The following is a 26,686-nucleotide window of genomic DNA, read 5'->3' as shown; positions in this document are numbered from 1 at the left end:
GCTTATTATGTGGCGGGAGCCAGACCAGCCGCCTTCAGGCGACCTGTCCGGCAGCTCCCTCTGCAACCATTCGGTTATTTAGACAGCTCGGCGGTCATATGTACCTGGTTACCGGTATAAGCTTCGGTAATGTGGTAAGACTCACCCTGGTCTTTAGCAATGGCAGCGATTTTGGCTTCGGCGTTGTCCAGAGTATCTGCGGTTACGCTAACAGGCTGAGCGAAGCTAGCAAAAGAGACCAGAGACAGCATACCGGCAGCGGCAAGTAATTTTACGTTTTTCATGGTGTTTATCCTTTTAACTTTTATGGTGGAAAGCGTGGTTGCTTTCGATGGACTTATAATAAGTCTGCTAACTATAACGCGCGTTGCAAAAAGTGCGATTTAGATCACACTTTTGTGACGGTATGATGATGAATTAGCTGATTTTGGTTTTTTTATTTTCAATAAAAACATATAGATGGTCTCTTTTTGGACCTGTTTCAGGCCTTACAAAATAGTTTCAAAAGAGGCGCGATTAGCTTTCTTCAGGTTATTAACTATTGCTTTTGTGAATATGTAGGGCGTTTTTTACGCAATAAAAGCCATCATACTTCGCCCATCAGCGAAGCATTGAGCCCGGCAAAGAAGATATCCTGGCCTTCACACTGATTGCGTGAGGACGACGGTATGATTGCAGTACTTTTTGAAGCTGAGGTTACCCCGGCGAGCCAGGAGCGCTACTTAACGCTGGCGGCGGAGCTGAAGCCGCTGCTGAGCGATATTGACGGTTTTATTGCCATTGAGCGTTTTCAAAGCCTGACTGCGGCAGGCAAAATTCTGTCGCTCTCCTGGTGGCGGGATGAGGATGCGGTACTGGCGTGGAGGCGCAACCTTTGCCATCAGGCTGCGCAGAAAGAGGGACGGGAGAGCATCTTCGCCTGCTATCAAATTCGGGTTGCCCGGGTGCTGCGCGAATATCGTTCTCAACATGCCGATTAACGTAATATGGCGGCAGTTTGCCGTTGGGAAAATAAGCGAGGCGCTATGTTAAAACCTGTTGAGCGGATTGAAGACGATGAATCGCTGGCCCTGGCAATGGCGGCAGTGGCGTCGGCAATGGCGGATGCCTCGCGGTTGAAGATACTTTGCGCCTTGATGGATGGCCGGGCGTGGACGGCTACCGAGCTTTCCACCGTGGCCGACATTTCCCCCTCCACCGCCAGCGCGCATCTTAGCCGGCTGGTCAGCAGCGGTTTGCTGATGTGTCTTGCCCAGGGCCGCCATCGCTACTACCGCCTCGCCGGTAGCGATGTTGCCGGATTGCTGGAAAATATGATGACCATGGCCGGCAAGCGTGCGGTGGCGCTGTCCACCGCAACGCCGGTTAATTTACGCGTCGCGCGTACCTGTTACGATCATCTGGCCGGCGAAGTGGCGGTATCACTGTATGATTTTCTGCTGCGCGAAGCGTGGATAGCGCCTGATGGCACTGCTCTGACGCCCGTCGGCGAAGCGCAGTTTGCGCGCCTGGGGATAATGACGAAGAGCGGCTCCCGGCGCAAAGCGTGCTGCGGCTGCCTTGACTGGAGCGAACGTCGCTTTCATCTCGGTGGGGCGGCAGGCGCGGCGCTGCTGCAGCACGGTCTGCAGAAAGGCTGGTTTACCACTACCCCGGGATTCCGCGAAGTGACGATTACGTCAGCAGGATGGCGAGCGCTACATCAGCATTTTCAGCTGGCGAAAAATACCCGATCAGCGAGCGATTAAGAGTGTTCTGACTGGGGGGAAATAGTTTTTATGCCAATATAGGTTGCTATATTGTTAATTCCATATCGTCTTTTCCCCTTCCGTGTAAATAACAATAACTTCGTTTCTTGCTATTAATCCTGAATTATTAATAGTTGTCAGCTATCTGTTACATTGATTAACAGCTCGTGAACATATGTATATTTGTCAGCGAAAAATAGCATTCTTTGACGCCGACAGCCTTGACGATTTCTTTATTAGAATTCGTTCCTGACGCCTTAAATATTGCGGCTTCCGGTCAGTCGAAGTTTCTATTAACAGTTGCACAAGTGAGCATCGCAAATCGCTTCTGACTTTTGTGCGAATTAACTGTTTGCTCATCGATACTTAATTCACTCTGACAAGGAAATGGCAATGAAAAAGGTTCTTCTCTCTGCTGCAATGGCGACTGCGTTTTTTGGTATGGCTGCAGCAAATGCTGCTGATACCAATGTAGGCGGCGGTCAGGTTAATTTCTTCGGTAAAGTTACCGATGTATCTTGTACTGTTTCCGTAAATGGCCAGGGCAGCGATGCAAACGTTTATCTGTCACCGGTGACTTTAACTGAAGTTAAAGCCGCCGCTGCGGATACCTATCTGAAACCGAAATCTTTCACTATCGATGTGTCTGACTGCCAGGCCGCTGACGGTACCAAACAGGACGATGTGAGCAAACTGGGCGTGAACTGGACTGGCGGTAACCTGCTGGCCGGCGCTACTGCTAAGCAGCAGGGCTACCTGGCGAACACCGAAGCCGCTGGCGCGCAGAATATCCAGCTGGTTCTGTCCACCGACAACGCGACCGCGCTGACCAACAAAATCATCCCGGGTGATGCCACCCAGCCTAAAGCGACCGGCGATGCTTCTGCCGTTCAGGACGGCGCGCGCTTCACTTACTACGTTGGCTACGCTACCAGCACCCCGACGACTGTCACCACCGGTGTGGTTAACAGCTACGCGACTTACGAAATTACTTATCAGTAATATCGACTGAGAGATAAAGCCGCCTCGCGCCGGGGCGGTTTATATCCGCAATCTTTCGAATAGCACAGGCGCTGGCGACGCTCGCTCATCCCAGTCACTTACTGGAGTAAGCTCCCGGGAATTAATGAGAGGCTCCTGCCTCTCAGCGAAGGCCAGCCTTCGGCTGGATAAATTCGTCGGGAACGCATTTGTCACGCTCTTGCCGCCTTTCTGCAATTCGAATTATTGAGGGTATACAACAATAATAAAGCGGCCACTGCTGCCGCTTATTTTTTATTCTGAGGTCAGCATGAAGCGTATTGCCCTTTTTTTCTGTTTCATTTTTAGTTTTGCGGCCCATGCCAACAATATTATTGTTAACGGCACCCGTTTTATTTACCCAGGAAATGAAAAAGAAATAACGGTGCAGCTCTCTAACACCGCCGACCGTCCGGCGCTGGCGCAGGCCTGGCTGGACAACGGTAATGCCGATGCGACGCCGGATACCATTACCACACCATTTATTATCACGCCGCCTATTTCCCGCGTTGATGCGAAAAGCGGCCAGACCCTGCGTATTAAGCTCGGCAGCAATGCGGGACTGGCTAAAGATAAAGAGACGCTATGGTGGCTGAATCTTCTGGAAATACCGCCGGTCGAGGCCAGCCAGAAAAATGAAGGACAGAATATTCTGCAGCTGGCGATTCGTTCGCGCTTTAAGTTTATTTATCGTCCTGCCGGTTTAGGCAATCGCGACGCGGCGGCAGACAAATTAGCGCTCTCCGCTAACGGCAGCAGCCTGTCGATCGGTAATCCAACACCCTTTTATATCACCGTAAGCCGTATCTCCCGTAACGGCGGCAAAGCGCTGAATAGCAAAACGGTCATGCTTGCCCCGCAGTCCATTCAGACCATCGCCCTCTCTTCTACGGTGAGCAAAGGTGAGACCCTGACCGTTAACAATATTAATGATTATGGCGCAGACGTCGCAGTGAAAGTTACCGTCAAATAAGGGAAACGATCATGAAGCAGAGGTCAATCTGCCCGGGAAGATTAAGCACGACGATTGCGGTTGCGCTGTGCTGCTTGCCGCCATTTTCCAGCGGACAGGAAAACCCGGGAACGGTCTATCAGTTTAACGATGGTTTTATCGTCGGTAGTCGCGAAAAGGTCGACCTGTCGCGCTTCTCGACCAGCGCTATCAGCGAGGGCGTCTATTCCCTCGATGTGTATACCAACGGCGAATGGAAAGGGCGCTACGACCTGAAAATCACCGCCGGTAAAGATGGCAAAATGGGCGTCTGCTACACCAAAGCGATGCTGATGCAGTACGGGATCTCGCCGGAAAAGTTTAACCCGCAGCTCAGCGAAAAAGAGGGATTCTGCGGACGCCTGCAGGAGTGGCGTAACGAAGATAATGTTAAAGACACGCTGATTCAGTCCTCTCTGCGACTGGATATTTCCGTACCGCAAATCTATGAAGATCAGCGCCTGAAAAACTTTGTCAGCCCGGAATTCTGGGATAAAGGCGTTGCGGCGCTGAATTTAGGCTGGATGGCGAACGCCTGGAATAGCCACACGTCGTCGAACAACGGCTCTGATAACAGCAGCGCGTACCTTGGCGTTAACGCGGGCCTGTCGTGGGACGGCTGGCTGCTCAAGCATATCGGTAACCTGAACTGGCAGCAGCAGCAGGGGAAAGCTCACTGGAACAGCAACCAGACCTGGCTGCAGCGTCCTGTTCCGCAGATTAATTCGATAGTCAGCGGCGGGCAGATTTTTACCAGCGGCGAGTTCTTCGACACGATTGGCCTGCGCGGGGTCAACCTGGCGACCGATGACAATATGTTCCCGGACGGCATGCGCTCTTACGCTCCCGAAATTCGCGGCGTAGCGCAAAGCAATGCCCTGGTGACGGTGCGCCAGGGCAGCAATATTATCTATCAGACTACGGTACCGCCGGGGCCGTTTACCCTGCAGGATGTCTATCCTTCCGGCTACGGTAGCGATCTTGAAGTATCGGTAAAAGAGGCCGACGGTTCGGTTGAGGTGTTCAGCGTACCTTACGCCTCAGTGGCGCAGCTGCTGCGTCCGGGAATGACCCGCTATGCGCTTTCTGCCGGTAAGGTCGACGATAGTTCCCTGCGTAATAAACCGATGCTTTACCAGGGAACCTTTCAGCACGGTTTGAATAACCTGTTCACCGGCTATACCGGCGTCACCGGCTTTGATGACTATCAGGCCTTCCTGCTGGGAACCGGGATGAATACCGGCATCGGCGCGCTCTCCTTCGACGTTACCCACTCGCGGCTGAAGAGCGATACCCTTGATGAGCAGGGGCAGAGCTATCGCGCCACCTTTAACCGTATGTTTACCGAAACCCAGACCAGTATCGTGCTGGCGGCGTATCGCTACTCCACCAAAGGCTACTACAACCTGAACGACGCGCTGTACGCCGTCGATCAGGAAAAGAACCACCGCAGCAGCTACACCGTATGGCGGCAGAAAAACGGGATGACGTTTACCGTTAACCAGAATCTGCCGGACGGCTGGGGCGGTTTTTACCTTAGCGGTCGGGTGGCGGATTACTGGAACCGTTCGGGAACGGAAAAGCAGTACCAGTTTAGTTACAACAACATGTACGGTCGGCTCTCGTGGTCGGTCAGCGCCCAGCGCGTCTATACCCCGGATAGCTCCGGCCACCGTCGTGACGATCGCGTTTCACTCAACTTTAGCTACCCGCTGTGGTTCGGCGAAAACCGTACGGCTAACCTGACGTCAAACACCTCGTTTAATAACTCGCGCTTCGCCAGCTCGCAGATTGGGGTCAACGGTTCGCTGGATAGCGAAAATAACCTCAACTACGGCGTGTCGACAACGACCTCGACCGGCGGCCAGCACGACGTGGCGCTGAACGGCAGCTACCGTACCCCGTGGACCACGCTGAACGGCAGCTATAGCCAGGGCGAAGGGTATCGCCAGAGCGGCGTGGGCGCCAGCGGAACGCTAATTGCTCATCGGCATGGCGTCGTGTTCTCGCCGGAAAGCGGCACCACGATGGCGCTGATTGAAGCAAAAGATGCCGCAGGCGCGATGCTGCCCGGTTCGCCGGGGACCCGCATCGACAGCAACGGCTATGCCATCCTGCCGTATCTGCGGCCTTACCGGATTAACTCGGTTGAAATTGATCCCAAAGGCAGCAGCGACGACGTCGCCTTCGGCAGTACCGTGGCGCAGGTCGTACCGTGGGAAGGGAGCGTGGTTAAGGTCTCTTTCGATACCACGGTGCAGAACAACATCACTCTGCAGGCGCGCCAGGCAAACGGCCTGCCGTTACCGTTCGCCGCCACGATATATGCCCCATCCGGGAAAGAGATTGGCATGGTGGGCCAGGGCAGCATGATGTTTATCAGCGACGCCAGCGCGCCGCAGGCTACGGTCAAATGGAGCGGTGGACAGTGTTCGGTAGAGTTAAGTCAGCAAAAAACAAAGGAAACGCTATGTCGCTAATGAAAAAACTGACGCTTTTTATTGGCTTAATGGCGATGGGAACCACGTCGGCATGGGCGTACTGTACGCGTCTGTCGCAGCCGACCGTTAACCTCGACATGGTGGTGGGGAGGGTGGTGGTTCCACCGGACCTGCCGGTAGGATCGGTGATCGTTTCCCGTAACTGGACTATGTCGGCGCCGGGCGGGGCCAGCTATAGCTGCAGCAGCGGCAATAACCGCTTTGCGGCCAAAATCGTTTCCACCGGCGCGACGGATCTGGGAAATAAAATTTACTCTACCAACGTGCCCGGTATCGGCCTGCGCTTTAGCCGCGGCGGGGCGACGGTGAATATTATCTACCCGGATGTTTACTCGAGCTACGCCAGCAGGACCACGAATTACTCGCTGGAAGGCTCACGCTTTACGCTGGAAGTGATTAAAACTGCCAGCGTGACCGGGAGCGGTACTCTGGCGGCGGGGAAATATACCTCTTATGACTGGGAGAACGGTAACAACCCGATTCTGGTGACGTACCTGAGCGCCAACGCGATCACCGTGGTGTCGCCCTCATGCACTATCTTGAGCGGCAAAAATATGAACGTTGATGTTGGCACCATTAAGCGCAGCGATCTTAACGGCGTCGGCACTACCGCCGGAGGTAAGGATTTTAATATTGAGCTGCAGTGCAGCGGCGGATTAAGCGAGTCGGGGTATGCCAATATCCAGACCTCATTTTCCGGTACGCTGGCGACCGGCACCACGAACGCCCGAGGCGCGCTGCTGAATGAAAAATCCGGTAGCTCGCTGGCGAAAGGGATTGGTATTCAGGTTTTGAAAGATGGCGTGCCGCTGGAGTTCAACAAAAAGTACAGCGTCGGTACGCTGCGCACGCAGGAGACCCGCTATATCACCCTGCCTCTGCATGCGCGTTTCTATCAATATGCGCCGACCACCAGTACCGGTGAGGTGGAGTCGCACATGATCTTTAACCTGACGTACGATTAATTCGGGAGGCGGGTATGAGTGATGCAGCACGATTCAAAATTAGCAAACGACTCATTCAGCTGACCCTGATAAGCGGGGCGCTGATGGCCTCAACGGCGTGGGGTTTCGAAACCAATTACGATCGCGGGCGGGTGGATTTCGCCGGACGAGTGACCGATATTTCCTGTAGCGTGGCGCTCAACGGCGGTCACAACGCGGGGAGCGGCAGCGTCTGGCTGGCGCCGGTCAGCCTGGCGGAAGTGCACGATCGCGGCGCCGGCGCATTTATGAAACCGCAGCCCTTTACCCTGGAGCTCTCTAACTGCCAGCTACGGTACGACGGCGGCGCGGCCGATAAAGATGAGATCCGCCTGGTCAGCGTACGCTGGGTTGATGGATATATGGTCAAGGCGGTCAGCAATGAAAATGCCGGTTATCTGGCGAATACGCGAGCGGACGGGGCCAGCCATATCTTCCTCGCGCTCTCAACCAACGACAATAATACGTTGGATGAAAGCAATAAAATTGTTCCGGCCGATCCTCAACAAAACCGCGTACCGCTGGTAGAAAAGGCGGTAGATGGCGGCGTATTTACTTATTACATTGGCTACGTGACGCCAGCGCCGGAAAAAGCCACCAGCGGTCCGTTGACCAGCTGGGCGACCTGGGAGCTGGTTTATAATTGAGTCGCCGGTGGGATGGCCCGAGGGATAATATTGATGCCGGAATTTTCCGGCATTTTTTTAAACTGCGATCTTTTCCTGGACCAGTTGTTCAATGCTGACTTCCTGCCAGTAATGGCCCTGAATAGCAAACCACTCCATACCCTGTAACCATTTCTTATGCGCTTCGCTTTCTACGCCCTCAATAATCACGTTATGGTGGTTACGGGAAAGGAACGTGACCAGCGCATCCATTAATGGCCGACCAAACTCTTTATGCATTAAATGCCAGAAAAAATCTTTATCGATTTTGACATAATCAAAGTGATAACCGCAAATAGCGCTAATACCCGCGTTGCCTGAACCGAAATCATCGAGCCAGAGCGTGGTGCTTTGCGGATCATTCCAGGCGGCGAGAGCATTATTCAATAATTTGTTGGAGTTCTCGGTAACTTCAAAATGAACGCAGCCGATATGGTCGACCAGCGTTTTAATCTCCGGCCTTAGCAATACGCTAAGAATATGGTCATCAACATTGATGGTTGCCGAGATGCCGTTTTTATTAAACCACTGTTTATGTTTTTCGATAAGCGCCAGTTGTTCCATAAAAATGCTTTCACGTAAACCAGTATTGGCATAGCGGAAGAAGTTTTCCGGAGATATCGCCAGGCGGTCAAAACGACTCAGGCATTCAACGGCGACGAGCGTGCCTTTTGGGGAAAACATCTTTTGAAAGACATAACGCACGGATATATCGCTACGTGATAGATTATGGCTGGTAAACAGAGTTGCGTTCATTATCTCTCGTCAAAATGGGGTCAGAGGTCAGGAGAGGGTAATATTATTATAGGTGACCTTTCTGCCAATGGGAATGATTATTAAAGGCTGATTGCCAATAAATGATCGGCTTTTGATTGGTCACCCACATATTTTTAGTCTCAGCAGTGATACATATTGACTATGCTTTTATGCATTATTCGTGAGCTATTCATTCCCAATTTTTTCATAATATGTACCCGGTGGCTGTGTACCGTTTTGTGGTCAATATCAAGGAGCGCTGCGATTCGTTTGCTGTTGTTGCAGGCGATGATTAACTCCAGTACCTGAAGCTCCCTGGCGGTCAGCCTGCGTTGGGTGCATAACGCCTGGCAGCCTTCGGCGGTCAAGGGTTTGCTGAGGATAGCTGAATAGTCTGACAAAGAAGATTTTTCTGTAAGAATCATAAGGTTGTCCATATCAATCAGTTCCCGAAACAGGCTGGAGAGCTCGCTTTTTACAATCAGCACCAGCAGCGCGCAGTGCGTCAGGCGCTTTCGTAGAGTGTTGAGTAATGCGACCGTGGTGGCCGCAGAGATATCTTTGTGAATGATATTGATAATGACCGTCGCGGTCGGTGGGGCGCAGATACCTTTGACAATATCCTGAAAGCTCAGGGTCGTGATGCGCCTGGCGCGATCGATCATATAATCGTGAATGGCTTGTCCAATGATATTGTCATCAGTGTAGAGTAATATACTGTCCAAGGGTTCAGACTCTCTTTTTTCTTTTGGCTTCCATAATCAAGTCGAGCAGCACTTTCTCAATTCTCTTCTTGTTATCGAGGTTACGAAATTTAAACTGACAAGAAATCTGGTAGTAGCTGTCCGGCTTCTCGTTATCATCTAAAGTCACCATGACAACGTTTTTTATGACTAAATCTACGGTAACTTCGCCATATTCGGCGAGGGCGAGGATCGCATTCTTGAGAATGGCGTTATGGCTGAGGAATTTCAGATTAGGGCTTTGGGTCATCAGCGCGCAGCCGCCATCCGAAATGTCTTTGATTTCGAAAAGATAATTTTCTCCATTTTTGTGCCTGCCGTGACAGAAGAATTCATGCTCGTGGCGCAGACGGAATCGGGGATCGCGGCGGCGCTGGACCACCTGGATACATTCAGGCAGGGTAAACGCGACTTTATTGCCTTTCCCTTCGCTGCTGGCATAGATTTTCTTTAGCGTAGAGCAAAATTCGATTTTCCCTGAATCGCTATGCAGAATAAATTTAACTTTATGCCCGGCGGGGATTTTGCAGGTGGTGGTGATATGAAACTCGGCAAAATCCACCCGCGTCAGCTGGGTTATCGTGCTTTTGTTATTAACAAAAACTTCTATCTCCGCCTGCTTTCGAAGCTCTTCCCTGAAAATAGCAATGATTTCATACTTACTCGTCTTTATCGTTCCCTCTGTCATGTGAAATCCTTGTAAATTGTTATTGTGTGGTTGATTTTTTATATGGCAATACAAACATTCTGATTGTGTTAACCAGATGTTTTTATGAGCGTTTGATGTTGTTAGCTATCTTTGCAGCTAAATTGATTTGTATAAACTTTGAATGCGATATTGTTTTTCCTGTAATCAAGAGTTCAAAAAGTTTGGCGAGACAAAAACGACAGAAGCCTCCATTTAGGAGGCCAGTCGGAAAAGGATAAAGCTATGCTTTGCATAGGGGTTATCCGTGAAGGAATAATGCAGATAACACCTAATTGTAGGATGTATAGTGCCAGTGGCGTAAAGGTAATTCCAGGCAAATATTGAGGAGCAGGCTTCTGCGAATATCCATTGGCAGAAGCCTGAGAATCAGGCGTGAGGCTGGAGGTTATCCAGAATGGCTAACGCATCGGCCGGAAGGGTTAATTCCGCGGCGGCAAGATTTTCGTGCAGGTGCTGTAGCGAAGAGGTGCCCGGAATAAGCAGAATATTTGGCGAGCGCTGGAGCAGCCAGGCCAGCGCTACCTGCATCGGCGTGGCATCCAGCGAAGCGGCAACCTCGTTCAGCTCCCGGGCCTGGAGCGGGGTAATGCCGCCCAGCGGGAAAAAAGGGACCCAGGCGATATTCTGCGCCGCCAGCTCGTCGATAAGCGGGTCATCCTGACGGTTTGCTACGTTGTACTGGTTCTGAACGCAGGCGACAGGCGTCATTTTTTGCGCATCGCTTACCTGTCTGGCGGTGACGTTACTCAGTCCGATATGGCGAATCAGTCCGCGTTCTTTCAGCTCCAGCAGGGTGGTTAAAGGCCCTTCCAGCGACCCCTCAACCGGGCCGTGAGTGCCGAGCATACTGCGCAGATTCACCACCTCCAGCACGTCGAGACCCAGATTGCGCAGATTATCCTCTACCGCCTGAGTGAGCTCCGCGGGCGACATGGCGGGTAGACAGTTGCCTTTATCGTCCCGGCGGGCGCTGACTTTGGTCACGATACACAGATCGTCGGGGTAGGGATGCAGCGCCTGGCGAATAAGCTGATTAGTGATGTGGGGGCCGTAAAAATCGGAGGTATCGATATGATTAACTCCCGACTCGACCGCTTCCTGCAGGACGCGGATAGCGGTTTGCGGATCTTTTGGCGGACCGAAGACGCCGGGTCCCGCAAGCTGCATCGCCCCGTATCCCAGGCGATAAACCTGACGATCGCCTAACGTCGCGGTACCGGATAATTTTACGCTGGACATAGCCATCCTCGCTTTCATTGTATGCAAAGGATAAGTGTATGCCGTCAGGGAGAGTGGTGGGATGAGAATATTGGCAGAACGTGCGGCGAATAAAGAATTCGCCGCACGTCAGGGACTAGCTAAAAAACATCACCGATACGCAGAGCAAACCGACCACCAGGGTGATGAAGTTACCCACTGAACGGTAAGGCTTCAGCGCCGGAATAAGATACGTGGACAGGGTGGGCATGATGAACAGGATCATCGCAATAAGCGGGCCGCTGATCGCATAAATCATTGAGATGGCGTTGGGATTGATAAAGCACACCGCGAAGGTCAGCGTCGAGACCAGCAGGATCGACATCGCCCGATTAAAGGCGCGGCTTTTACGAATCCCCGCCTGGGCGAGAGCGGTTTTGACCATTTCGCTGGCGCCTTCAATCACGCCAAAATAGGTGCCGAGGAACGATTTTGACATCGCTACCACCGCCACAATAATCCCGGTGACCGCCAGCCACGCCGGCGAACCCGGCATCATCGACAGCGCGGAAAGAATCGTGACCCCTTCATCACGCGCGGTTTGAATATAGGTGGCCGGTATCGACAGCAGGCAGCTGAAGACGAAAAACAGCACGCTGGCGCAGATGAGGGTGTAGGCCACCTTCATGATTTTTTTGCATTTACCCATGGCCTGCTCGCCGTATTTCTCCTGCTGATCGATAGCAAAAGTCGAAATGATCGGCGTATGGCTAAAAGCGAAAACCATCACGGGAATAGAGATCCAGATTTGGTGGAACGTGTGCGAAGACAGCTGCATCTGGCTGGTCAGGTAGGCTGGCTGCCAGCTGCCCATTAAATAGATGGAGAGAAACAGGAAACAGGCGATCAGCGGAAAGACCAAAAAGCCCATGACTTTAATCGTGACGTGGCGGCCCATTAAAAAGATCAGATTCAGCACCAGCACCACGCCCAGACTGAGAAGCGCGCGTATTTGCGAAGTGATGGGCACGTGTCTGGCAAGCTGTTCCGCAAGCGAGTTGGTGATGGCGACGGCGTAAATCAGCACGACCACGAAAAAGGCGAGAAAATAGAGACCGGTGATCAGGCTGCCGATCTTTTTACCGTAATAGTGATTAACGGCGCCGGTGATCCCCGCGCCCGGAGCGATGTTAGCGGAAAGAATGAACTGGCTCAGCGCTTTATGCGGCCAGTAGGTCAGCGGCCAGGCGACCAGCGCGGTGATGAACAGAACGATGGCGCCAGCGGATCCCAGTTGGATCGGCAAGAATAACGTGCCAGCGCCTACAGCAGTGCCATATAAGGCGAAACTCCACAGAGTTTCTTCTTTAGACCAAATTTTAGACATTATGCGAATTTATCAACCAGAAAACGAACAAAAAGGAGTGCAATTTATCACATTTATGGATGAGCTGGGGCGATAGTTTCTGGCGAAGAAGTGAAGCCGCGGAGCGCCCGTTACCGGCCGGGCGCGTTGCAAAAATTACTGGCGGGCGGCGATTCGCTGCTGGCGAACCTTTATGACGCGTTCGCGCAGCATATCCCAGACCCAGTTAAACGCCATGGTGTAGGGAAGGAAAAACAGCATAAAGCCAATTTCCAGCATAAACGCCTGCATCAGCGAGACGCCCAGTACCAGCGCGACCATGGTGACGCCAATTATAATAAAGCCTGACTCGAAGCCGAGAGCGTGCAGCGCGCGGACCCGCAGGTTCCGCACGACCCGGGAGGTCGGCCACAGGCGGTCGAATAGGGCGTTATAGATAATGTTCCAGACCATCGCCAGCGTGGCGAGCAGGATACTCAGTCCGCCCATTTCCACGACCGAGCGCTGCATAAGCCACGCGGCGGTAGGGGCGAGGATCAGCGTCGCCAGGCCTTCAAAGCTGATAGCGTGGATAACCCGTTCCGTCAGCGTTTTGCGCTGGGCGTTAACTTGTTGCATGGCTTGTTGCCTCCGGACTTTATAAGAAATTACCCGGCATTTTATGGATAAATATGATAAACAAAAGATAGTATCCATCGATAAAGTAGATAGTTCATGCGCTATTCTCCCGAAGCCCTTACCGCTTTCGTCGAAGCCGTCGCCTGCGGTTCATTTTCTGCCGCGGCGCGGCGGCTGCGCAAAAGCCAGTCCACCATCAGCACCGCGATCGCCAACCTGGAAGCCGATCTGGGGGTGACGTTGTTCGATCGTACCGCCAGGCAGCCCGCGCTGACGCCGCAGGGCGAGCAGGTGCTCAGCTACGTGAAAGCGATTCTGGCGGCCAGCGACAGGCTTGATGAGCTGGCAATTTCGCTGTCCGGTAAGACGGAAGCGCGTCTGACCTTTGTGCTCTCCGATACGCTGCATCCCGATGTGCTGGAAGATCTGCTGGCGCAGTTCGATCGCCATTTTCCGCATACCGAATTTGAGTGCCTGATTGGCGAAGATGACGATGTTATCGACCTGCTACAAAAGGAGCGGGCGCAGGTGGGGCTGATTGAGGCCAGAGATAACTACCCGACAGAAATCGGCAGCATCCGGTTGCCGATGCAAACCGAAATGGCTATTTACGTGGCTCCCCGGCATCCGCTGGCGGCCCAGGGCAGGGTGACCCGTGACGAGCTGTTTAGCTGGCGCGAGCTGCGCCTGAGCACCTATCTGGAAAACACGACGGAACCGGCACGCGGGCTGGTATGGTCGGCGCCTAACTATCTTCTGCTGTTCAGCATGGCGGCTCAGGGGCTGGGATGGTGTATTTTGCCCAGCGCGCTGGTGGAGGAGTTTGCCGGTAGCGGCAGTCTGGTGGCGCTGGACATTGCCGGTTGGCCGCGGGTGATATCGACCGATTTGCTGTGGAATAAAAAGGCGCCGCCGGGAGAGGCGGGAAGCTGGCTGCGTCAGCATCTGCAGGGGCATCGGCGTGAATAGCGCCCATTATTTTCGCATCGCCCGGCGGCCGATACCTTGCGGGGCTTCGGTGCCGCTAGCTGGCCCGATATTGATTGCGCGGGGCTGCTTTTCGTCAGGCAGGTAAGGCGCCACCTGCCAACAATGCCTGCACGATGCGTAACAATGGCGTTGTCGCCAGCCGCAAGCGCTAAAATCGCCCACAATCTTTGTGATTCTCCTCACTTTTTTTAAACAATTGCGAAATTTTTTGATAACAATTCACTACTATGATGCTGTTTCTTTGCGCAGAGGCGGAGCAGAGGTAGAGGATGAAAGATGTCGTAATTGTCGGCGCGTTGCGAACGCCCATCGGCTGTTTTCAGGGCACGTTATCGCGTCATTCCGCGGTAGAGCTGGGCAGCGTGGTCGTCAAGGCGTTAGTTGAGCGCAGCGGCGTCGATCCCCAGAGTATAGATGAAGTGATCCTCGGCCAGGTACTGACTGCGGGCACCGGCCAGAATCCTGCGCGCCAGTCGGCAATCCGCGGCGGGCTGCCCAATACCGTTTCTGCCATTACCATTAACGATGTATGCGGTTCCGGACTCAAGGCGCTGCACCTGGCCACGCAGGCGATTCAGTGCGGCGAAGCGGACGTGGTTATCGCCGGCGGGCAGGAGAATATGAGCCGCGCTCCGCACGTGCTGACCGACAGCCGTACCGGCGCGCAGTTGGGCAATAGTCAGCTTATCGATAGCCTCGTCCACGACGGCCTGTGGGATGCGTTCAATGATTATCATATGGGGGTGACGGCGGAGAATCTGGCGCGCGAGTACAACATTAGCCGTGAACTACAGGACGCCTGGGCGCTCAGCTCGCAGCATAAAGCGCGGCGGGCGATTGATTCCGGTCGTTTTCGCGATGAAATCGTGCCGGTAGCCAGTGAACTCAACGGTACCCCCCGCCTGGTGGACACCGATGAACAACCGCGCGTTGACCCCAGCGCTGAAGCGCTCGCCAGCCTGCTTCCGACCTTTGACCTGCAGGGCTCGGTCACCGCAGGGAATGCCTCAAGCATTAACGATGGCGCGGCGGCGGTAATGATGATGAGCGAAGCCAAAGCAGAGGAGCTGGGGCTGCCGATTCTGGCGCGCATCCGCGCCTTCGCCAGCGTTGGCGTCGATCCGGCGCTGATGGGCATCGCGCCGGTCCATGCCACCCGTCGCTGCCTGGAACGTGCGGGCTGGAAGCTGGATGAGGTCGATCTTATCGAAGCCAACGAGGCTTTTGCCGCTCAGGCTATTTCGGTCGGCAGGGTTCTGGAATGGGACGAGCGGCGGGTGAACGTGAACGGCGGCGCGATTGCGCTGGGCCACCCCATTGGCGCTTCCGGCTGCCGTATTCTGGTTTCACTGGTGCACGAGATGATTAAACGCGATGCCCGCAAAGGGCTGGCCACGCTGTGCATCGGCGGCGGTCAGGGCGTGGCCCTGGCGGTTGAACGTTAATAAGCCCTTTCTGATATGAGTAAACTGAGCCTCCCGATGGAGGCTTTTTTGTTTTTACCGCCAGGCATTTCCCTCCTGAAAATTCCTTTGTAACGCTCTATTTTGTTGAGCTTTGTCACGTCTTTTTGTGCCACCTTTTTTGAAACAAATAATTACGATCGCGATCACTAAAACAATATTGCCTAAAAAATAAAATGCGGTTTTATAAAAACGAAACGATATTTTAATTATGAGGGGTAATTTATGTTCGCAAGATCTCTGGCCCTTGCTGCACTCTGTGGCATGTCTTTCGCAGCTTCGGCAGTCACGGTAGATTTACGTCACGAATTCATTGATGGAGGCAAAACGGATAAGACCAACGCCGACCGCGTCTCCGTCTCCCATCGTTTCGCTAACGGCTTTGGCTTCTCCGTTGAGGCGAAGTGGAAGTCGGGCGGCGATAACACCAGCCAGCCTTATTCTGATTTCGTCGGTAATGGTCATGAAGAGAGCATTAGCTGGCAGTGGAAGGCTAACAAGAACTTCTCGGTCACGCCGGGGTTCAATATTGAAAGTAACGATAGTCGCTCAATCTACAAGCCGAATCTACGCGTGCAATACAGCTTCGATAATGGTTTCTACGTTGCTGCCCGTTATCGTTATGACTACACCCGCTACCCGGCGAATGCAGGGAAAGAGGATGATAAAGTCAACCGTGGCGATGCGTGGGCCGGTTACGTGTTCGGCGACTGGCGTGCCGAGCTGAACTATGTTTATGCGCGCAGTACCGAAGGGGTTAAACGCAACGACAATAAACCTTACTCTCAGGAGTACAACCTCAAGGTTGCCTACAAGCTGGATAAAAACTGGGCGCCGTACGGTGAGCTCGGCAACGTCGGCGTCAACGATCGCAGCGATCGCCAGACCCGTTTCCGCGTAGGTGTTGCCTACTCGTTCTAACTTAAAAAATGTCCTCATCGTTTACCCCGGAGCGGTCAGCCGGGGTTTTCTGTTGGTATTAACTCCTCTTCCCGGAGGCGGTGCTGCGCACCTGTCCGGGCTACCCCATATGCACATCATGTAACCCGGACAGGCGCATTGCGCCGCCTCCGGGACAGGTACCGCGATCCGGGGAAAACGCCCGGGCATAAAAAAGCCCTCCAAAAGGAGGGCAAGGCCAGTTACAGAAACACTAACTCAAACAGTGGCTAACGCTATGCCTTCAGCATTTCGGGCTGCGGCGGCAGTTTCGCGATATATACGGCGGGTTTACCGTCTTTATCGGAACTGAACAAAATGGCGCTGTCGTCCGGGGTAAAGGACGGGTGCGGGTGGGTAACCTGGCGGCTATTAGCCACGGTTGCCCAGGACGTATCGTGACGCGCGACGCGGAAATAAGCCTGCTTCGCGACATCGAAAGCGTAGAGATACGGGTCGTTATCAATGGTGTAGCCGCTGGTATCTTTGACGTCCACCGGCGTACCGGAGCCATCGCCCACCAGCAATGTGCCGTCGAAGTTACTCATCAGATGTGAACAGGCCGGCATCTGCATTACCGCTTCATTAACGCCGGTATCCGGGTTGAAGCTATAGATCGTGCGACCCTGCTGCCCCTTCAGATATGAGACGTACACCAGCGCCGAGCCGTTCGGTACCCAGAATTCATGGGTGCAGCTTTCGCCTTCCGCATGCTCTTTAACTTTACGCACGTTGCTACCGTCTTCATTTACCATCCACATCCGCGCATCGACCAGGTCATGCGGCCCTTCATGGCAGAAGGCGACGGTATGGTCATCGAAAGGACGATAAATCGGATGGCCCAGCCATTTCTTCTCTTCGTGGATCACGCTGCTTTCGCCGGTTTGCAGGTCGACGCGCAGCAGGCGGCAATGGGGGCCTTTGTGGAAGAAATCGTGGAAAATCTGCCAGTCGTTAAGCGGCGTCCAGTCGCTTTTGGCTATCTCAATGCCAACCAGTTTGGTGCAATCGCTGTTGGCCACCCAGGTGCCGTAGCCCACCCAGTCATCGGCCACGCGATAAACTTCACGTTCTTGCAGGGTGGTGAGGTTAACCTCCAGCAGCGTACGGTCGTTCTTCACGTAATAAAGAGATTTATCATCCGGGGAAAGGAAGCCCCCAAACGTGTTATCGCCGGCGCCTTCCGTTAGCTGCACCGCCTCGGCTTTGGCGAGATCCAGCAGATAGTAGTTCCAGTTGCCGTCGAACTCGCCGGCAAACAGCAAATGGCTGCCATCGTTAAAAAAACACTTCTGATAGAAATAGTTACGATGACATGTCACTTCCGGTGGGGTTAAACGGGTGATCTCCGCGCCGGTGTCCGGATCGCGGCTGACTTCATAATTCAGTTTAACCCGCATGCCTTTAGCCATGATGTGCTCCTTTTCCTTCCTGAGGTATCGCCCGCCTGCGTTGACCGGCCAGTGGAAGTAAATTTAAAAGATGGGTGTTAATTTATCAAAACATCGTTTCATTATTTGTGATGACGGGCGCAATTCGCAACAACGATTTGCTCTGGATCGCACTTTTTTGCCGCCGCTTTGGCTCTCGCCAGAACGATCTTTGTTTTCCTGCCGTTTTTTTACGATCCTTCGTCTTTTTTTTAAGTTCACCTAACTCATTGTATTTTATTGAGTTAAATAGAGTTTTCACGGTTTATCAATCACCGCTTCGTGATCTGTTTTGCATTTTTAACATTTAACAGTCTTAAAATTGAAACGATGTTTTAATAATAATTGAAAATGACTTTAGCCGGGGCTAAGATGTGCTCACTGTAAAACGGAACTCTGTTTTATTTTTAGAAGGGTAAATCCCTGAGAGTTCTTCAAACCATAAGGGTCTGCGTAAGCAGCAGGCTGAACTATCAGAACCTTGCCTGTGCCTACACAGGCTCTGAAAGATTAAGGAACCAAGTATGATTCTTGACGCATTCTCCCTGCAGGGCAAAGTGGCCGTTGTGAGCGGTTGTGATACCGGTCTGGGCCAGGGTATGGCGGTCGGCCTGGCGGAAGCCGGCTGCGACATCGTCGGTATCAATATTGTTGAACCGACCGAAACCATTGAGCGCGTAACGGCGCTGGGCCGTCGTTTTCTCAGCCTGACCGCCGACCTGCGTCAGATTGACGGCATCCCGCAGCTGCTGGAGCGCGCGGTAGCTGAGTTCGGTCATATCGATATTCTGGTTAACAACGCCGGTCTGATTCGTCGCGAAGACGCGATCGAATTCAGCGAGAAAAACTGGGACGACGTCATGAACCTGAATATTAAGAGCGTGTTCTTTATGTCTCAGGCAGCAGCGAAACACTTTATTGCCCAGGGCACCGGCGGCAAGATTATCAATATTGCTTCCATGCTCTCTTTCCAGGGCGGTATCCGCGTACCGTCTTACACGGCGTCCAAAAGCGCGGTGATGGGCGTGACCCGTCTGCTGGCGAACGAGTGGGCTAAGCACGGCATCAACGTTAACGCGCTGGCGCCCGGCTATATGGCGACCAACAATACCCAGCAGCTGCGCGCTGACGAACAGCGCAGCAGCGAAATCCTCGACCGTATCCCGGCGGGACGCTGGGGCCTGCCGAGCGACCTGATGGGGCCGGTGGTATTCCTGGCTTCCAGCGCGTCTGACTACGTCAACGGCTATACCGTGGCGGTGGACGGCGGCTGGCTGGCGCGCTAATTTTTGCCGCGATATCCGCGCAATGAGAAACCCTGCTTCGGCAGGGTTTTTTTATGTCTTAATGAGTATTGTCCATATCGTTAAATGAGAATAGTCCATATGGGTTATTTGTTTTTCCGGTGATCATCTATGTATGCCAGGGGTTTCTGAGATTGAAATGCTTATTTTCTGTTCTTTTCAAAGTTGAATGTCCATCACAAAACCACTGCCTGTAGCAACTTAATCCATATCTTTGGCTTGTCCAGCCTGACACTTTAAGCCGCCGATCCCGTAGTTTCATCGTATGTCTTACTTCGTCTGGCAGGAAAAAAATGACCTCTATCAGTCACGACTCTACAACCATGCCGCGTTCGCAGCGCGATACCCGACGTATGAATCAGTTTGTCTCCATTGCCGCCGCGGTGGCGGGTCTGCTGTTTGGCCTCGATATCGGGGTCATCGCCGGGGCGCTGCCCTTTATCACCGATCATTTCGTTTTATCCAGCCGCCTGCAGGAGTGGGTGGTGAGCAGCATGATGCTGGGAGCCGCTATTGGCGCGTTATTCAACGGCTGGCTCTCTTTCCGCCTCGGGCGTAAATACAGCCTGATGGTTGGCGCGGTGCTGTTCGTCGCCGGCTCCGTGGGCTCTGCATTTGCGACCAGCGTTGAAATGCTGCTGGTGGCGAGGATCGTTCTCGGCGTTGCCGTGGGGATCGCCTCGTATACCGCGCCGCTGTATCTGTCGGAAATGGCGAGCGAAAACGTGCGCGGGAAGATGATCAGTATGTATCAGCTGATGGTGACTCTCGGGATTGTGATGGCGTTTCTCTCAGATACCGCGTTTAGCTACAGCGGCAACTGGCGCGCCATGCTTGGCGTGCTGGCGCTGCCTGCGGTGGTGCTGATTATCCTGGTGATCTTCCTGCCAAACAGCCCACGCTGGCTGGCGGAAAAAGGGCGTCACGTGGAAGCGGAAGAGGTGCTGCGAATGCTGCGCGACACGTCAGAGAAAGCCCGCGACGAACTGAATGAGATCCGTGAAAGCCTGAAGCTGAAGCAGGGCGGCTGGGCGCTGTTTAAGGTTAACCGCAACGTGCGTCGGGCGGTATTTCTCGGCATGCTGTTGCAGGCGATGCAGCAGTTTACCGGTATGAATATCATCATGTACTACGCGCCGCGCATCTTTAAAATGGCGGGCTTCACCACCACGGAACAGCAGATGGTCGCGACCCTGGTGGTAGGCCTGACCTTTATGTTCGCTACCTTTATCGCCGTCTTTACCGTCGACAAGGCCGGACGTAAACCGGCGCTGAAAATTGGCTTTAGCGTGATGGCCATCGGCACGCTGGTACTGGGCTACTGTCTGATGCAGTTTGATAACGGTACCGCTTCCAGCGGCCTCTCCTGGCTGTCGGTGGGGATGACCATGATGTGCATCGCTGGCTATGCGATGAGCGCCGCGCCGGTGGTGTGGATCCTGTGTTCGGAAATTCAGCCGCTGAAGTGCCGCGATTTCGGTATTACCTGCTCCACTACCACCAACTGGGTGTCGAATATGATCATCGGCGCGACCTTCCTGACGCTGCTGGATGCTATTGGCGCGGCGGGAACCTTCTGGCTCTATACCGCGCTGAACGTCGCCTTCATTGGCGTGACTTTCTGGCTGATCCCGGAAACCAAAAACGTCACTCTGGAACATATTGAACGTAAGCTGATGTCCGGCGAGAAACTGCGCAATATCGGCAATTAATTATAATGAGTCGCGCGGCAGCCAGGGGCTGGCAACCCGAACTGTCTCCCGATGGCTGTCGCCGTTTATAATATGCAGGGCGCTCAGGCGCCCGATATCATAGTGCGGTAGCTGCACCGTTGAGAGCGGCGGTAAAAACAGATCGCCAATTCCCACCATATTATCGTAACCCACAACCGCCACATCCTGCGGAATGCGCAGCCCCTGCGCCAGCAGCGTTTGATAAACCATAAACGCGATGCGGTCGTTGCCGCAAATCACTGAATCGAACTGCGGCGTTTGTCGAACGATGTGCGCCAGCACGATGGCGGGAATATCGCGATAGTGCTCATCGCCGTAGGCCATATAGCTGTGGTCGAGCGTATCGGGGTCAATACCCGCTTCCCGGCAGGCGCGCTCCAGTCCCTCGCGGCGGCGGACGGTGGCCAGATGATTGGCCGGAAGATGCAGGCACAGCGGGCGGCGATAGCCAGCGGCCAGCAGCGCCTGTACCGCCGTATACTGGCCCTGTTCGTCGTCCGGAATATAGCTGGCGACCGGATCGTGCAGGCTTTCGCAGTTGGCCAGTACGCAGGGGAGGGTTAACAACTTGGCCGGAAGCGGCACCTGACGCAGGCCCATCGTGGTGTAAATAATGCCATCCGGGCGATGGGAGAGCAGCAGGTCGACAATGGTTTCCGGGCTATCATCAGAGAACATATTGACCACGAAGCTGTTCCAGCCGTGCGCCCGCGCGGTTTCTTCGATGGAGAGCGTAATCTCTACTGAAAATGGCGTGGTGACGGTATCCAGCGCCAGCACTCCGATAGTGTTTGGCGTCGCATGAGCGCCGCGGATTTTTTTCGCCGACAGGTCGGGGACATAGTTGGTCTGTTCGATTGCCGCCTGGACGCGCGCCAGGGTCTCCGGCTTGAGCCTTTCCGGGCTATTGAGCGCCCGGGAGACCGTCATCAGCGATACATTCGCCAGCTTTGCCACATCTTTCAGAGATGCCATATTTAAGTGCTCCACCCTTGCCGTCGGCGGCGGGTATTACTAAGTTACTGATGTAAAAGGATCATACGATATTCTATCGTACCGCTGGCGCGGGCGCAGGCGATGAATATTTGATCGCGATCGCATTCCTATTATGTTAACGTTAACTTTTGTGATTAACATCATGAATCTCAGCAAAACGAAGTGAGTTTCGCTTTTTGTTAACGTTACCATAATAACATTACTCCAACATGAGAATGTCATGATGAAAGCGCATCACTCTCACAGCTATCCGTTACTCAGTGCGTTACTGTTTTTCTTTTTCGTGACCTGGTCCTCTTCAGGCTCGCTGCTCTCTATCTGGCTGCACCAGGAAGTGGGCCTTAAGCCGGGGGATACCGGGATTATCTTTTCGGTGCTTTCGGTCTCCGCGCTTTTTGCGCAGGTGTGTTACGGTTTTATTCAGGACAAGCTCGGCTTGCGGAAAAATCTGCTCTGGTACATTACCGTACTGCTGATCCTCTCCGGGCCGGCCTATATGGTGTTTGGCTATCTGCTGAAAATTAACGTGTTACTCGGCAGTATTTTCGGCGGGATTTATATTGGATTGACCTTCAACGGCGGCATCGGCGTGCTGGAGTCCTACACCGAGCGCGTCGCGCGCCAGAGCCAGTTTGAATTTGGTAAAGCACGGATGTGGGGGTCGCTGGGCTGGGCGGTGGCGACGTTCTTCGCCGGATTACTGTTCAACATTAACCCGCATTTAAACTTCGCCGTCGCCAGCTGCTCTGGCCTGGTATTCTTCATTCTCCTGGCGCGCCTGCGGGTCTCTTCTGCGCCGCACGCCATGCAGGAAGCGGTATCGGGCGGTAAAGTGACGCTGGAAGATGCTCTGCGTCTGCTGACCCTGCCGCGCTTTTGGGCGCTGGTCTTCTTCGTGATTGGCACCTGTATTTACGGCGTATATGACCAGCAGTTCCCGGTCTACTTCTCCTCCCAGTTTCCGACGCTGCAGGAAGGTAATGAGATGTACGGCTATCTGAACTCGTTCCAGGTGTTCCTGGAGGCCGCCGGTATGTTCTGCGCGCCGTGGCTGGTTAACCGTATTGGTGCGAAAAACGGCCTGATCTTCGCCGGGATGGTGATGGCCATGCGGATGGTGGCTTCCGGACTGGTGGAAGGGCCGCTGCTAATCTCCATCACGAAACTGCTGCACGCGGTCGAACTGCCGGTGCTGCTGGTCTCCATCTTTAAATACAACAGCTTAAACTTCGATAAGCGTCTTTCATCCACGCTCTACCTGGTCGGCTTTGCCTGCACCAGCTCGGTTATCGCCACCGTCCTGTCGCCGCTGGCGGGTTATAGCTATGAGAAATACGGCTTCGCCCAGTCCTATCTGATTATGGGACTGCTGGTGTTCTGCACCACCTTTATCTCCATCTTCTTGTTGCGTTCAAGCAAGTCCTCTGCGGACCCGCTGATGCCGCAAACTTCCGCTATCTGAATCAAAAGAGTAATGAATATGACCTATTCCATTTCCCGGGCTGAGCAAGAACTGCAGGCTAAACATGAAAAGCTGAACCTGCGCTGGTATCCGCGCTACCACCTGGCCGCCCGCGCGGGCTGGATCAACGATCCTAATGGCCTGGTCTGGTTTGACGGCTGGTATCACGCGTTTTACCAGCACCATCCGTACTCTACCAAATGGGGGCCGATGCACTGGGGCCACGCGCGCAGCAAGGATCTGGTGCACTGGGAGCATCTGCCGGTGGCGCTGGCCCCGGAAGGCCCGGAGGATAAAGACGGCTGCTTCTCCGGCTCGGCGGTGGTGGATGGCGATACGCTGGCGCTAATTTATACCGGGCACAAATTCCACGGCGATCCGAGCGACGAAGCCAATCTTTATCAGGTGCAGTGTCTGGCGACCAGTCGCGACGGCATTCACTTCGAACGTCAGGGGATTGTGGTCGACACCCCGCCGGGTATGCACCATTTCCGCGACCCGAAAGTGTGGCGAGAAGGGGAGAGCTGGTACATGATCGTCGGCGCTCGCGATGGCGATACCGGCCAGGTGCGGCTGTATCGTTCAGCCGACCTGCGCCAGTGGCAGGATGCCGGCGTCCTCGACGAGGCGGAAAAAGAGATGGGCTACATGTGGGAATGCCCGGACTTCTTCACCCTCAACGGCAAGCATATTCTGATGTTCTCTCCGCAGGGGCTGGCGGCTAAAGGCTATCAAAACCGCAACCTGTTCCAGAGCGGTTATCTGCTCGGTGAATGGCAGCCGGGACAGGCGTTTGTGCGCGAGGGGGCGTTTGTGGAAATGGATCACGGGCATGATTTTTATGCCCCGCAAAGCTTCCTCACTCCCGACGGCCGCCGCATTGTCATCGGCTGGCTGGATATGTGGGAATCGCCGTTGCCGGAGCAGCAGGATGGATGGGCGGGCATGCTTTCGCTGCCGCGTGAACTGAGCCTGAGCGCGGATAATCGGCTACAAATGCGTCCGGCGAAAGAGGTCGAGAGCATGCGTGGCGCCAGCTTCCCATGGCCGGTGACGACGCTGAAGAACCAGCAGACCACGATGGTGGAAAACTGCGAGGCGATGGAAGCGATCCTCCACTGGGACTGCGCCAGCAGCAACGCAGAGCAGTATGGCCTGAGCTTAGGCGATGGTCTGCGCGTTTACGTGGATGCGCAGATGCAGCGCCTTGTGCTGGAGCGGCATTATCCGCAGTATGGCCTGTGCGGCACTCGCAGCGTCCCATTGACCGAGGGGGCCGATCTGAAGCTGAGGGTATTTTTCGATAGCTCTTCCGTCGAAGTGTTTGTTAATGATGGCGAGGCCTGTCTGAGTAGTCGTATATATCCGGATGCCACTCGCCGTGAATTATCGCTATTTGCCTGGAGCGGTTCGGCGTATTTAACTGAAGCAGGAGCGTGGCAGCTGGAATAATAATTATTGAATGATCGTTAATAACCCGTCTGCGAGGATGGACGGGTTATTATTATCGTGCTTTACCCATAAAATAAAAAATATCATTTAACTAAATAATAAAGGGTTTTCCGATGAATAAAATCTGGGTCGGGTGTGTTCTGACGTCTTTATTTACCCCTCTGGCTAATGCACAGGCGCCGTTATCTCTTGAGGAACGGCTGGCGCAAATGGAACAACGGCTAAAGGCGACCGAGCAGCGGGCGGCCAGCGCGGAGGCAGAAATCCGCGCGCTGAAAGGTCAGGAAACGCCAGCGGCCACGGTGGCCAGCGCCGCACCGGCTAAACCTGCTTTACAGCTTAATGATTATGGTGAATTAAAATTCTATGGCGACGTTGAGTTTAATATGGACGGCGCCAGTCGTACCGGTAGCCTGACGTCGGTGAAAACCAGTGCCAATAAAAACTGGGCGCCGGGAGATAAGGAACGCTGGGATATTAACGGCCGCATTCTTTTGGGCTTTGATGGATTACGCAAAGGGGCTAACGGTAAATATGCCGGATTCAGCGTACAGCCGCTGGCGGATATGAATGGCAAAATGAATCTTGATGATGCCGCATTTTTCTTCGGTCAGCAGGATGACTGGAAAATTAAAATCGGTCGTTTTGAAGCCTACGATATGTTCCCGCTTAATCAGGATACCTTTATTGAATATTCCGGCAACACGGCCAACGATCTGTATAGCGACGGCTACGGCTATATTTATATGATGAAAGAGGGGCGCGGACGCAGCAGCAGCGGCGGCAATTTCCTGCTGAGTAAAAATATCGATAACTGGTATTTTGAGGTGAATACGCTGGTGGAGGACGGCAGCTCGCTGTTTGTCGATCAGAACTATCACGGCAACGCGCTCGATAATCGTAAAAACGTGGTGTACGTGCGTCCGGTGGCGTCCTGGCAGTCTGGCCCCTGGTCGGTGGCGGCAGCAATGGAGAGTAACCTCGTTAACAATGCTTACGGCTATCAGAATCAGAACGGGCGCTGGGTCGATCAGTCCAGCCGCACCGGCTACGGTATGACCATGAGCTGGAATACGCTGAAGACTGATGCCGAGGACGGAGCGGTGGTGAACCTGAGCACCGCGTATCTGGACGCGGCGGATGAAAAGGATTTCAGCGCCGGTATCAACGCTTTATGGCATCGCGTGGAGCTGGGCTATATCTATGCGCATAACAAAATCGACCAGTTTAATCTTTCCGGCGTGAGCGCGGAGTGCGATGGCGACTGCGCGATTCTGACGCCGGGGCGCTACGACATCCATACTATTCATACTTCCTGGCAGCTGCCGAATATTATGGATATGCCGAACTTTAATATTTATCTCGGGGCCTATGCGTCATGGCTCGATTCATCGGCGGCGAAAAGCGGTAATACCGATGAACGCTACGGCGCGCGGGTGCGATTTAAATATTTCTTCTGACATCTTCCCGGGTCGCGGCGTAAACGCCTTACCCGGGCTACGGGATCGCAGAGGGCTGTTAACCTGTAGCCCGGGCAGGCGCTTTGCGCCGCCCCCGGGGAGAGAATCGGAGCCTGTACTGGATAAGGTTTCCCGGAGGCGATGCTGCGCATCTGTCCGG

Annotated in this window: 24 protein-coding genes; 15 read left to right on the top strand and 9 right to left on the bottom strand. The window is 53.8% G+C overall.

Annotated elements, in window-relative coordinates:
* Positions 1-74 precede the first annotated feature (74 nt).
* The gene (locus tag HMPREF3178_RS22435; protein ID WP_004105360.1) at positions 75-284 is read right to left on the bottom strand and encodes a YdgH/BhsA/McbA-like domain containing protein; all 210 of its coding nucleotides are present in this window, start codon (positions 282-284) and stop codon (positions 75-77) included.
* A gap of 384 nt (positions 285-668) precedes the next feature.
* Between HMPREF3178_RS22435 and HMPREF3178_RS22430 the strand changes: the two genes are divergently transcribed.
* From HMPREF3178_RS22430 to HMPREF3178_RS22400, 7 genes are all read left to right on the top strand, one after another.
* Entirely contained in the window at positions 669-980 is a 312-nt protein-coding gene (locus HMPREF3178_RS22430; RefSeq protein WP_004115172.1) for an antibiotic biosynthesis monooxygenase family protein, read from the top strand.
* A 45-nt stretch (positions 981-1,025) separates the two neighbouring features.
* Positions 1,026-1,748: an ArsR/SmtB family transcription factor gene (locus HMPREF3178_RS22425; RefSeq protein ID WP_004105356.1), complete on the top strand. Its 723-nt coding sequence runs from the start codon at positions 1,026-1,028 to the stop codon at positions 1,746-1,748.
* A 393-nt stretch (positions 1,749-2,141) separates the two neighbouring features.
* Positions 2,142-2,750 (top strand): type 3 fimbria major subunit MrkA, encoded by a 609-nt coding sequence (mrkA, locus tag HMPREF3178_RS22420; RefSeq protein WP_004105354.1) that lies wholly within the window; start codon positions 2,142-2,144, stop codon positions 2,748-2,750.
* Positions 2,751-3,039: 289 nt separating this feature from the next.
* Complete coding sequence (locus HMPREF3178_RS22415; RefSeq protein WP_004115168.1) at positions 3,040-3,741, top strand: fimbrial biogenesis chaperone; 702 nt, start codon at positions 3,040-3,042, stop codon at positions 3,739-3,741.
* Between the two features lie 11 nt (positions 3,742-3,752).
* Entirely contained in the window at positions 3,753-6,239 is a 2,487-nt protein-coding gene (locus HMPREF3178_RS22410) for a fimbria/pilus outer membrane usher protein (RefSeq protein ID WP_017145465.1), read from the top strand.
* Complete coding sequence (locus tag HMPREF3178_RS22405; protein ID WP_004105348.1) at positions 6,230-7,225, top strand: fimbrial protein; 996 nt, start codon at positions 6,230-6,232, stop codon at positions 7,223-7,225. Before HMPREF3178_RS22410 ends, HMPREF3178_RS22405 begins: the two co-directional genes overlap by 10 nt.
* Positions 7,226-7,239: 14 nt before the next feature.
* The gene (locus HMPREF3178_RS22400) at positions 7,240-7,890 is read left to right on the top strand and encodes a fimbrial protein (RefSeq protein WP_017145466.1); all 651 of its coding nucleotides are present in this window, start codon (positions 7,240-7,242) and stop codon (positions 7,888-7,890) included.
* Between the two features lie 57 nt (positions 7,891-7,947).
* On the opposite strand, the gene HMPREF3178_RS22395 is transcribed toward HMPREF3178_RS22400, so the two are convergent.
* The 6 genes from HMPREF3178_RS22395 to HMPREF3178_RS22370 form a co-directional block, all read right to left on the bottom strand.
* Positions 7,948-8,664: a cyclic-di-GMP phosphodiesterase MrkJ gene (locus HMPREF3178_RS22395; RefSeq protein ID WP_004105344.1), complete on the bottom strand. Its 717-nt coding sequence runs from the start codon at positions 8,662-8,664 to the stop codon at positions 7,948-7,950.
* 140 nt (positions 8,665-8,804) lie between these two features.
* Positions 8,805-9,389, bottom strand: coding sequence for a helix-turn-helix domain-containing protein (locus HMPREF3178_RS22390; RefSeq protein ID WP_004105341.1), 585 nt, complete (start codon positions 9,387-9,389; stop codon positions 8,805-8,807).
* A gap of 4 nt (positions 9,390-9,393) precedes the next feature.
* The gene (locus HMPREF3178_RS22385; RefSeq protein WP_004105340.1) at positions 9,394-10,095 is read right to left on the bottom strand and encodes a flagellar brake protein; all 702 of its coding nucleotides are present in this window, start codon (positions 10,093-10,095) and stop codon (positions 9,394-9,396) included.
* 387 nt (positions 10,096-10,482) lie between these two features.
* Positions 10,483-11,355 (bottom strand): aldo/keto reductase family oxidoreductase, encoded by an 873-nt coding sequence (locus HMPREF3178_RS22380; RefSeq protein ID WP_070585517.1) that lies wholly within the window; start codon positions 11,353-11,355, stop codon positions 10,483-10,485.
* Between the two features lie 115 nt (positions 11,356-11,470).
* Complete coding sequence (locus tag HMPREF3178_RS22375) at positions 11,471-12,700, bottom strand: amino acid permease (protein WP_004105334.1); 1,230 nt, start codon at positions 12,698-12,700, stop codon at positions 11,471-11,473.
* A 135-nt stretch (positions 12,701-12,835) separates the two neighbouring features.
* The gene (locus HMPREF3178_RS22370) at positions 12,836-13,297 is read right to left on the bottom strand and encodes a multidrug/biocide efflux PACE transporter (RefSeq protein ID WP_004105333.1); all 462 of its coding nucleotides are present in this window, start codon (positions 13,295-13,297) and stop codon (positions 12,836-12,838) included.
* A 96-nt stretch (positions 13,298-13,393) separates the two neighbouring features.
* Between HMPREF3178_RS22370 and HMPREF3178_RS22365 the strand changes: the two genes are divergently transcribed.
* The 3 genes from HMPREF3178_RS22365 (at position 13,394) to HMPREF3178_RS22355 (ending at position 16,671) form a co-directional block, all read left to right on the top strand.
* Positions 13,394-14,266, top strand: a complete 873-nt coding sequence (locus HMPREF3178_RS22365; RefSeq protein ID WP_004105330.1) for a LysR family transcriptional regulator — start codon at positions 13,394-13,396, stop codon at positions 14,264-14,266.
* A 290-nt stretch (positions 14,267-14,556) separates the two neighbouring features.
* On the top strand, positions 14,557-15,732 hold the full coding sequence (locus tag HMPREF3178_RS22360; RefSeq protein ID WP_004105327.1) for an acetyl-CoA C-acetyltransferase: 1,176 nt from the start codon (positions 14,557-14,559) through the stop codon (positions 15,730-15,732).
* 243 nt (positions 15,733-15,975) lie between these two features.
* The gene (locus HMPREF3178_RS22355; RefSeq protein WP_004105324.1) at positions 15,976-16,671 is read left to right on the top strand and encodes a porin; all 696 of its coding nucleotides are present in this window, start codon (positions 15,976-15,978) and stop codon (positions 16,669-16,671) included.
* Positions 16,672-16,925: 254 nt separating this feature from the next.
* Here HMPREF3178_RS22355 and HMPREF3178_RS22350 read toward each other — a convergent pair whose 3' ends face one another.
* Entirely contained in the window at positions 16,926-18,101 is a 1,176-nt protein-coding gene (locus HMPREF3178_RS22350; protein WP_004105320.1) for an oligogalacturonate lyase family protein, read from the bottom strand.
* Positions 18,102-18,643: 542 nt separating this feature from the next.
* On the opposite strand from HMPREF3178_RS22350, the gene kduD reads away from it, so the two are divergent.
* Both kduD and HMPREF3178_RS22340 read left to right on the top strand, forming a co-directional pair.
* Positions 18,644-19,405 (top strand): 2-dehydro-3-deoxy-D-gluconate 5-dehydrogenase KduD, encoded by a 762-nt coding sequence (gene kduD / locus HMPREF3178_RS22345; RefSeq protein ID WP_004105319.1) that lies wholly within the window; start codon positions 18,644-18,646, stop codon positions 19,403-19,405.
* 311 nt (positions 19,406-19,716) lie between these two features.
* A complete protein-coding gene (locus tag HMPREF3178_RS22340) occupies positions 19,717-21,135 on the top strand; it encodes an arabinose-proton symporter AraE (RefSeq protein WP_004105316.1) in 1,419 nt (472 codons plus the stop codon).
* Here HMPREF3178_RS22340 and HMPREF3178_RS22335 read toward each other — a convergent pair whose 3' ends face one another.
* Positions 21,136-22,131: a LacI family DNA-binding transcriptional regulator gene (locus HMPREF3178_RS22335; protein ID WP_004105314.1), complete on the bottom strand. Its 996-nt coding sequence runs from the start codon at positions 22,129-22,131 to the stop codon at positions 21,136-21,138. It lies immediately after the preceding gene.
* Between the two features lie 241 nt (positions 22,132-22,372).
* On the opposite strand from HMPREF3178_RS22335, the gene HMPREF3178_RS22330 reads away from it, so the two are divergent.
* The 3 genes from HMPREF3178_RS22330 to HMPREF3178_RS22320 all read left to right on the top strand — a co-directional run bounded on the left by HMPREF3178_RS22330 (position 22,373) and on the right by HMPREF3178_RS22320 (position 26,526).
* Positions 22,373-23,614, top strand: coding sequence for an MFS transporter (locus HMPREF3178_RS22330; RefSeq protein ID WP_004105313.1), 1,242 nt, complete (start codon positions 22,373-22,375; stop codon positions 23,612-23,614).
* An 18-nt stretch (positions 23,615-23,632) separates the two neighbouring features.
* The gene (locus HMPREF3178_RS22325; RefSeq protein WP_024274658.1) at positions 23,633-25,066 is read left to right on the top strand and encodes a glycoside hydrolase family 32 protein; all 1,434 of its coding nucleotides are present in this window, start codon (positions 23,633-23,635) and stop codon (positions 25,064-25,066) included.
* A gap of 113 nt (positions 25,067-25,179) precedes the next feature.
* Positions 25,180-26,526 carry a carbohydrate porin gene (locus HMPREF3178_RS22320; protein ID WP_004115141.1) on the top strand — a complete coding sequence of 449 codons (1,347 nt, stop codon included), beginning with the start codon at positions 25,180-25,182 and terminating at the stop codon, positions 26,524-26,526.
* Positions 26,527-26,686: the final 160 nt, after the last annotated feature.

The organism is Klebsiella sp. HMSC09D12, from assembly GCF_001808475.1.
Lineage (GTDB): Bacteria > Pseudomonadota > Gammaproteobacteria > Enterobacterales > Enterobacteriaceae > Klebsiella > Klebsiella oxytoca.
Note: the sequence above shows the minus strand (reverse complement) of the source record. Positions and strands in the feature narration are given on the sequence as shown.

Excerpts from the sequence above, each read along its gene's own strand:
- HMPREF3178_RS22430 (WP_004115172.1), top strand. The coding sequence starts at position 669 with ATGATTGCAGTACTTTTTGAAGCTGAGGTTACCCCGGCGAGCCAGGAG.
- HMPREF3178_RS22360 (WP_004105327.1), top strand. The coding sequence starts at position 14,557 with ATGAAAGATGTCGTAATTGTCGGCGCGTTGCGAACGCCCATCGGCTGT.
- HMPREF3178_RS22435 (WP_004105360.1), bottom strand. The coding sequence starts at position 284 with ATGAAAAACGTAAAATTACTTGCCGCTGCCGGTATGCTGTCTCTGGTC.
- HMPREF3178_RS22330 (WP_004105313.1), top strand. The coding sequence starts at position 22,373 with ATGATGAAAGCGCATCACTCTCACAGCTATCCGTTACTCAGTGCGTTA.
- HMPREF3178_RS22425 (WP_004105356.1), top strand. The coding sequence starts at position 1,026 with ATGTTAAAACCTGTTGAGCGGATTGAAGACGATGAATCGCTGGCCCTG.
- kduD (WP_004105319.1), top strand. The coding sequence starts at position 18,644 with ATGATTCTTGACGCATTCTCCCTGCAGGGCAAAGTGGCCGTTGTGAGC.
- HMPREF3178_RS22410 (WP_017145465.1), top strand. The coding sequence starts at position 3,753 with ATGAAGCAGAGGTCAATCTGCCCGGGAAGATTAAGCACGACGATTGCG.
- HMPREF3178_RS22385 (WP_004105340.1), bottom strand. The coding sequence starts at position 10,095 with ATGACAGAGGGAACGATAAAGACGAGTAAGTATGAAATCATTGCTATT.
- HMPREF3178_RS22405 (WP_004105348.1), top strand. The coding sequence starts at position 6,230 with ATGTCGCTAATGAAAAAACTGACGCTTTTTATTGGCTTAATGGCGATG.
- HMPREF3178_RS22335 (WP_004105314.1), bottom strand. The coding sequence starts at position 22,131 with ATGGCATCTCTGAAAGATGTGGCAAAGCTGGCGAATGTATCGCTGATG.
- HMPREF3178_RS22375 (WP_004105334.1), bottom strand. The coding sequence starts at position 12,700 with ATGTCTAAAATTTGGTCTAAAGAAGAAACTCTGTGGAGTTTCGCCTTA.
- HMPREF3178_RS22365 (WP_004105330.1), top strand. The coding sequence starts at position 13,394 with ATGCGCTATTCTCCCGAAGCCCTTACCGCTTTCGTCGAAGCCGTCGCC.
- HMPREF3178_RS22370 (WP_004105333.1), bottom strand. The coding sequence starts at position 13,297 with ATGCAACAAGTTAACGCCCAGCGCAAAACGCTGACGGAACGGGTTATC.
- HMPREF3178_RS22400 (WP_017145466.1), top strand. The coding sequence starts at position 7,240 with ATGAGTGATGCAGCACGATTCAAAATTAGCAAACGACTCATTCAGCTG.
- HMPREF3178_RS22415 (WP_004115168.1), top strand. The coding sequence starts at position 3,040 with ATGAAGCGTATTGCCCTTTTTTTCTGTTTCATTTTTAGTTTTGCGGCC.
- mrkA (WP_004105354.1), top strand. The coding sequence starts at position 2,142 with ATGAAAAAGGTTCTTCTCTCTGCTGCAATGGCGACTGCGTTTTTTGGT.
- HMPREF3178_RS22325 (WP_024274658.1), top strand. The coding sequence starts at position 23,633 with ATGACCTATTCCATTTCCCGGGCTGAGCAAGAACTGCAGGCTAAACAT.
- HMPREF3178_RS22380 (WP_070585517.1), bottom strand. The coding sequence starts at position 11,355 with ATGTCCAGCGTAAAATTATCCGGTACCGCGACGTTAGGCGATCGTCAG.
- HMPREF3178_RS22355 (WP_004105324.1), top strand. The coding sequence starts at position 15,976 with ATGTTCGCAAGATCTCTGGCCCTTGCTGCACTCTGTGGCATGTCTTTC.
- HMPREF3178_RS22395 (WP_004105344.1), bottom strand. The coding sequence starts at position 8,664 with ATGAACGCAACTCTGTTTACCAGCCATAATCTATCACGTAGCGATATA.
- HMPREF3178_RS22320 (WP_004115141.1), top strand. The coding sequence starts at position 25,180 with ATGAATAAAATCTGGGTCGGGTGTGTTCTGACGTCTTTATTTACCCCT.
- HMPREF3178_RS22340 (WP_004105316.1), top strand. The coding sequence starts at position 19,717 with ATGACCTCTATCAGTCACGACTCTACAACCATGCCGCGTTCGCAGCGC.
- HMPREF3178_RS22350 (WP_004105320.1), bottom strand. The coding sequence starts at position 18,101 with ATGGCTAAAGGCATGCGGGTTAAACTGAATTATGAAGTCAGCCGCGAT.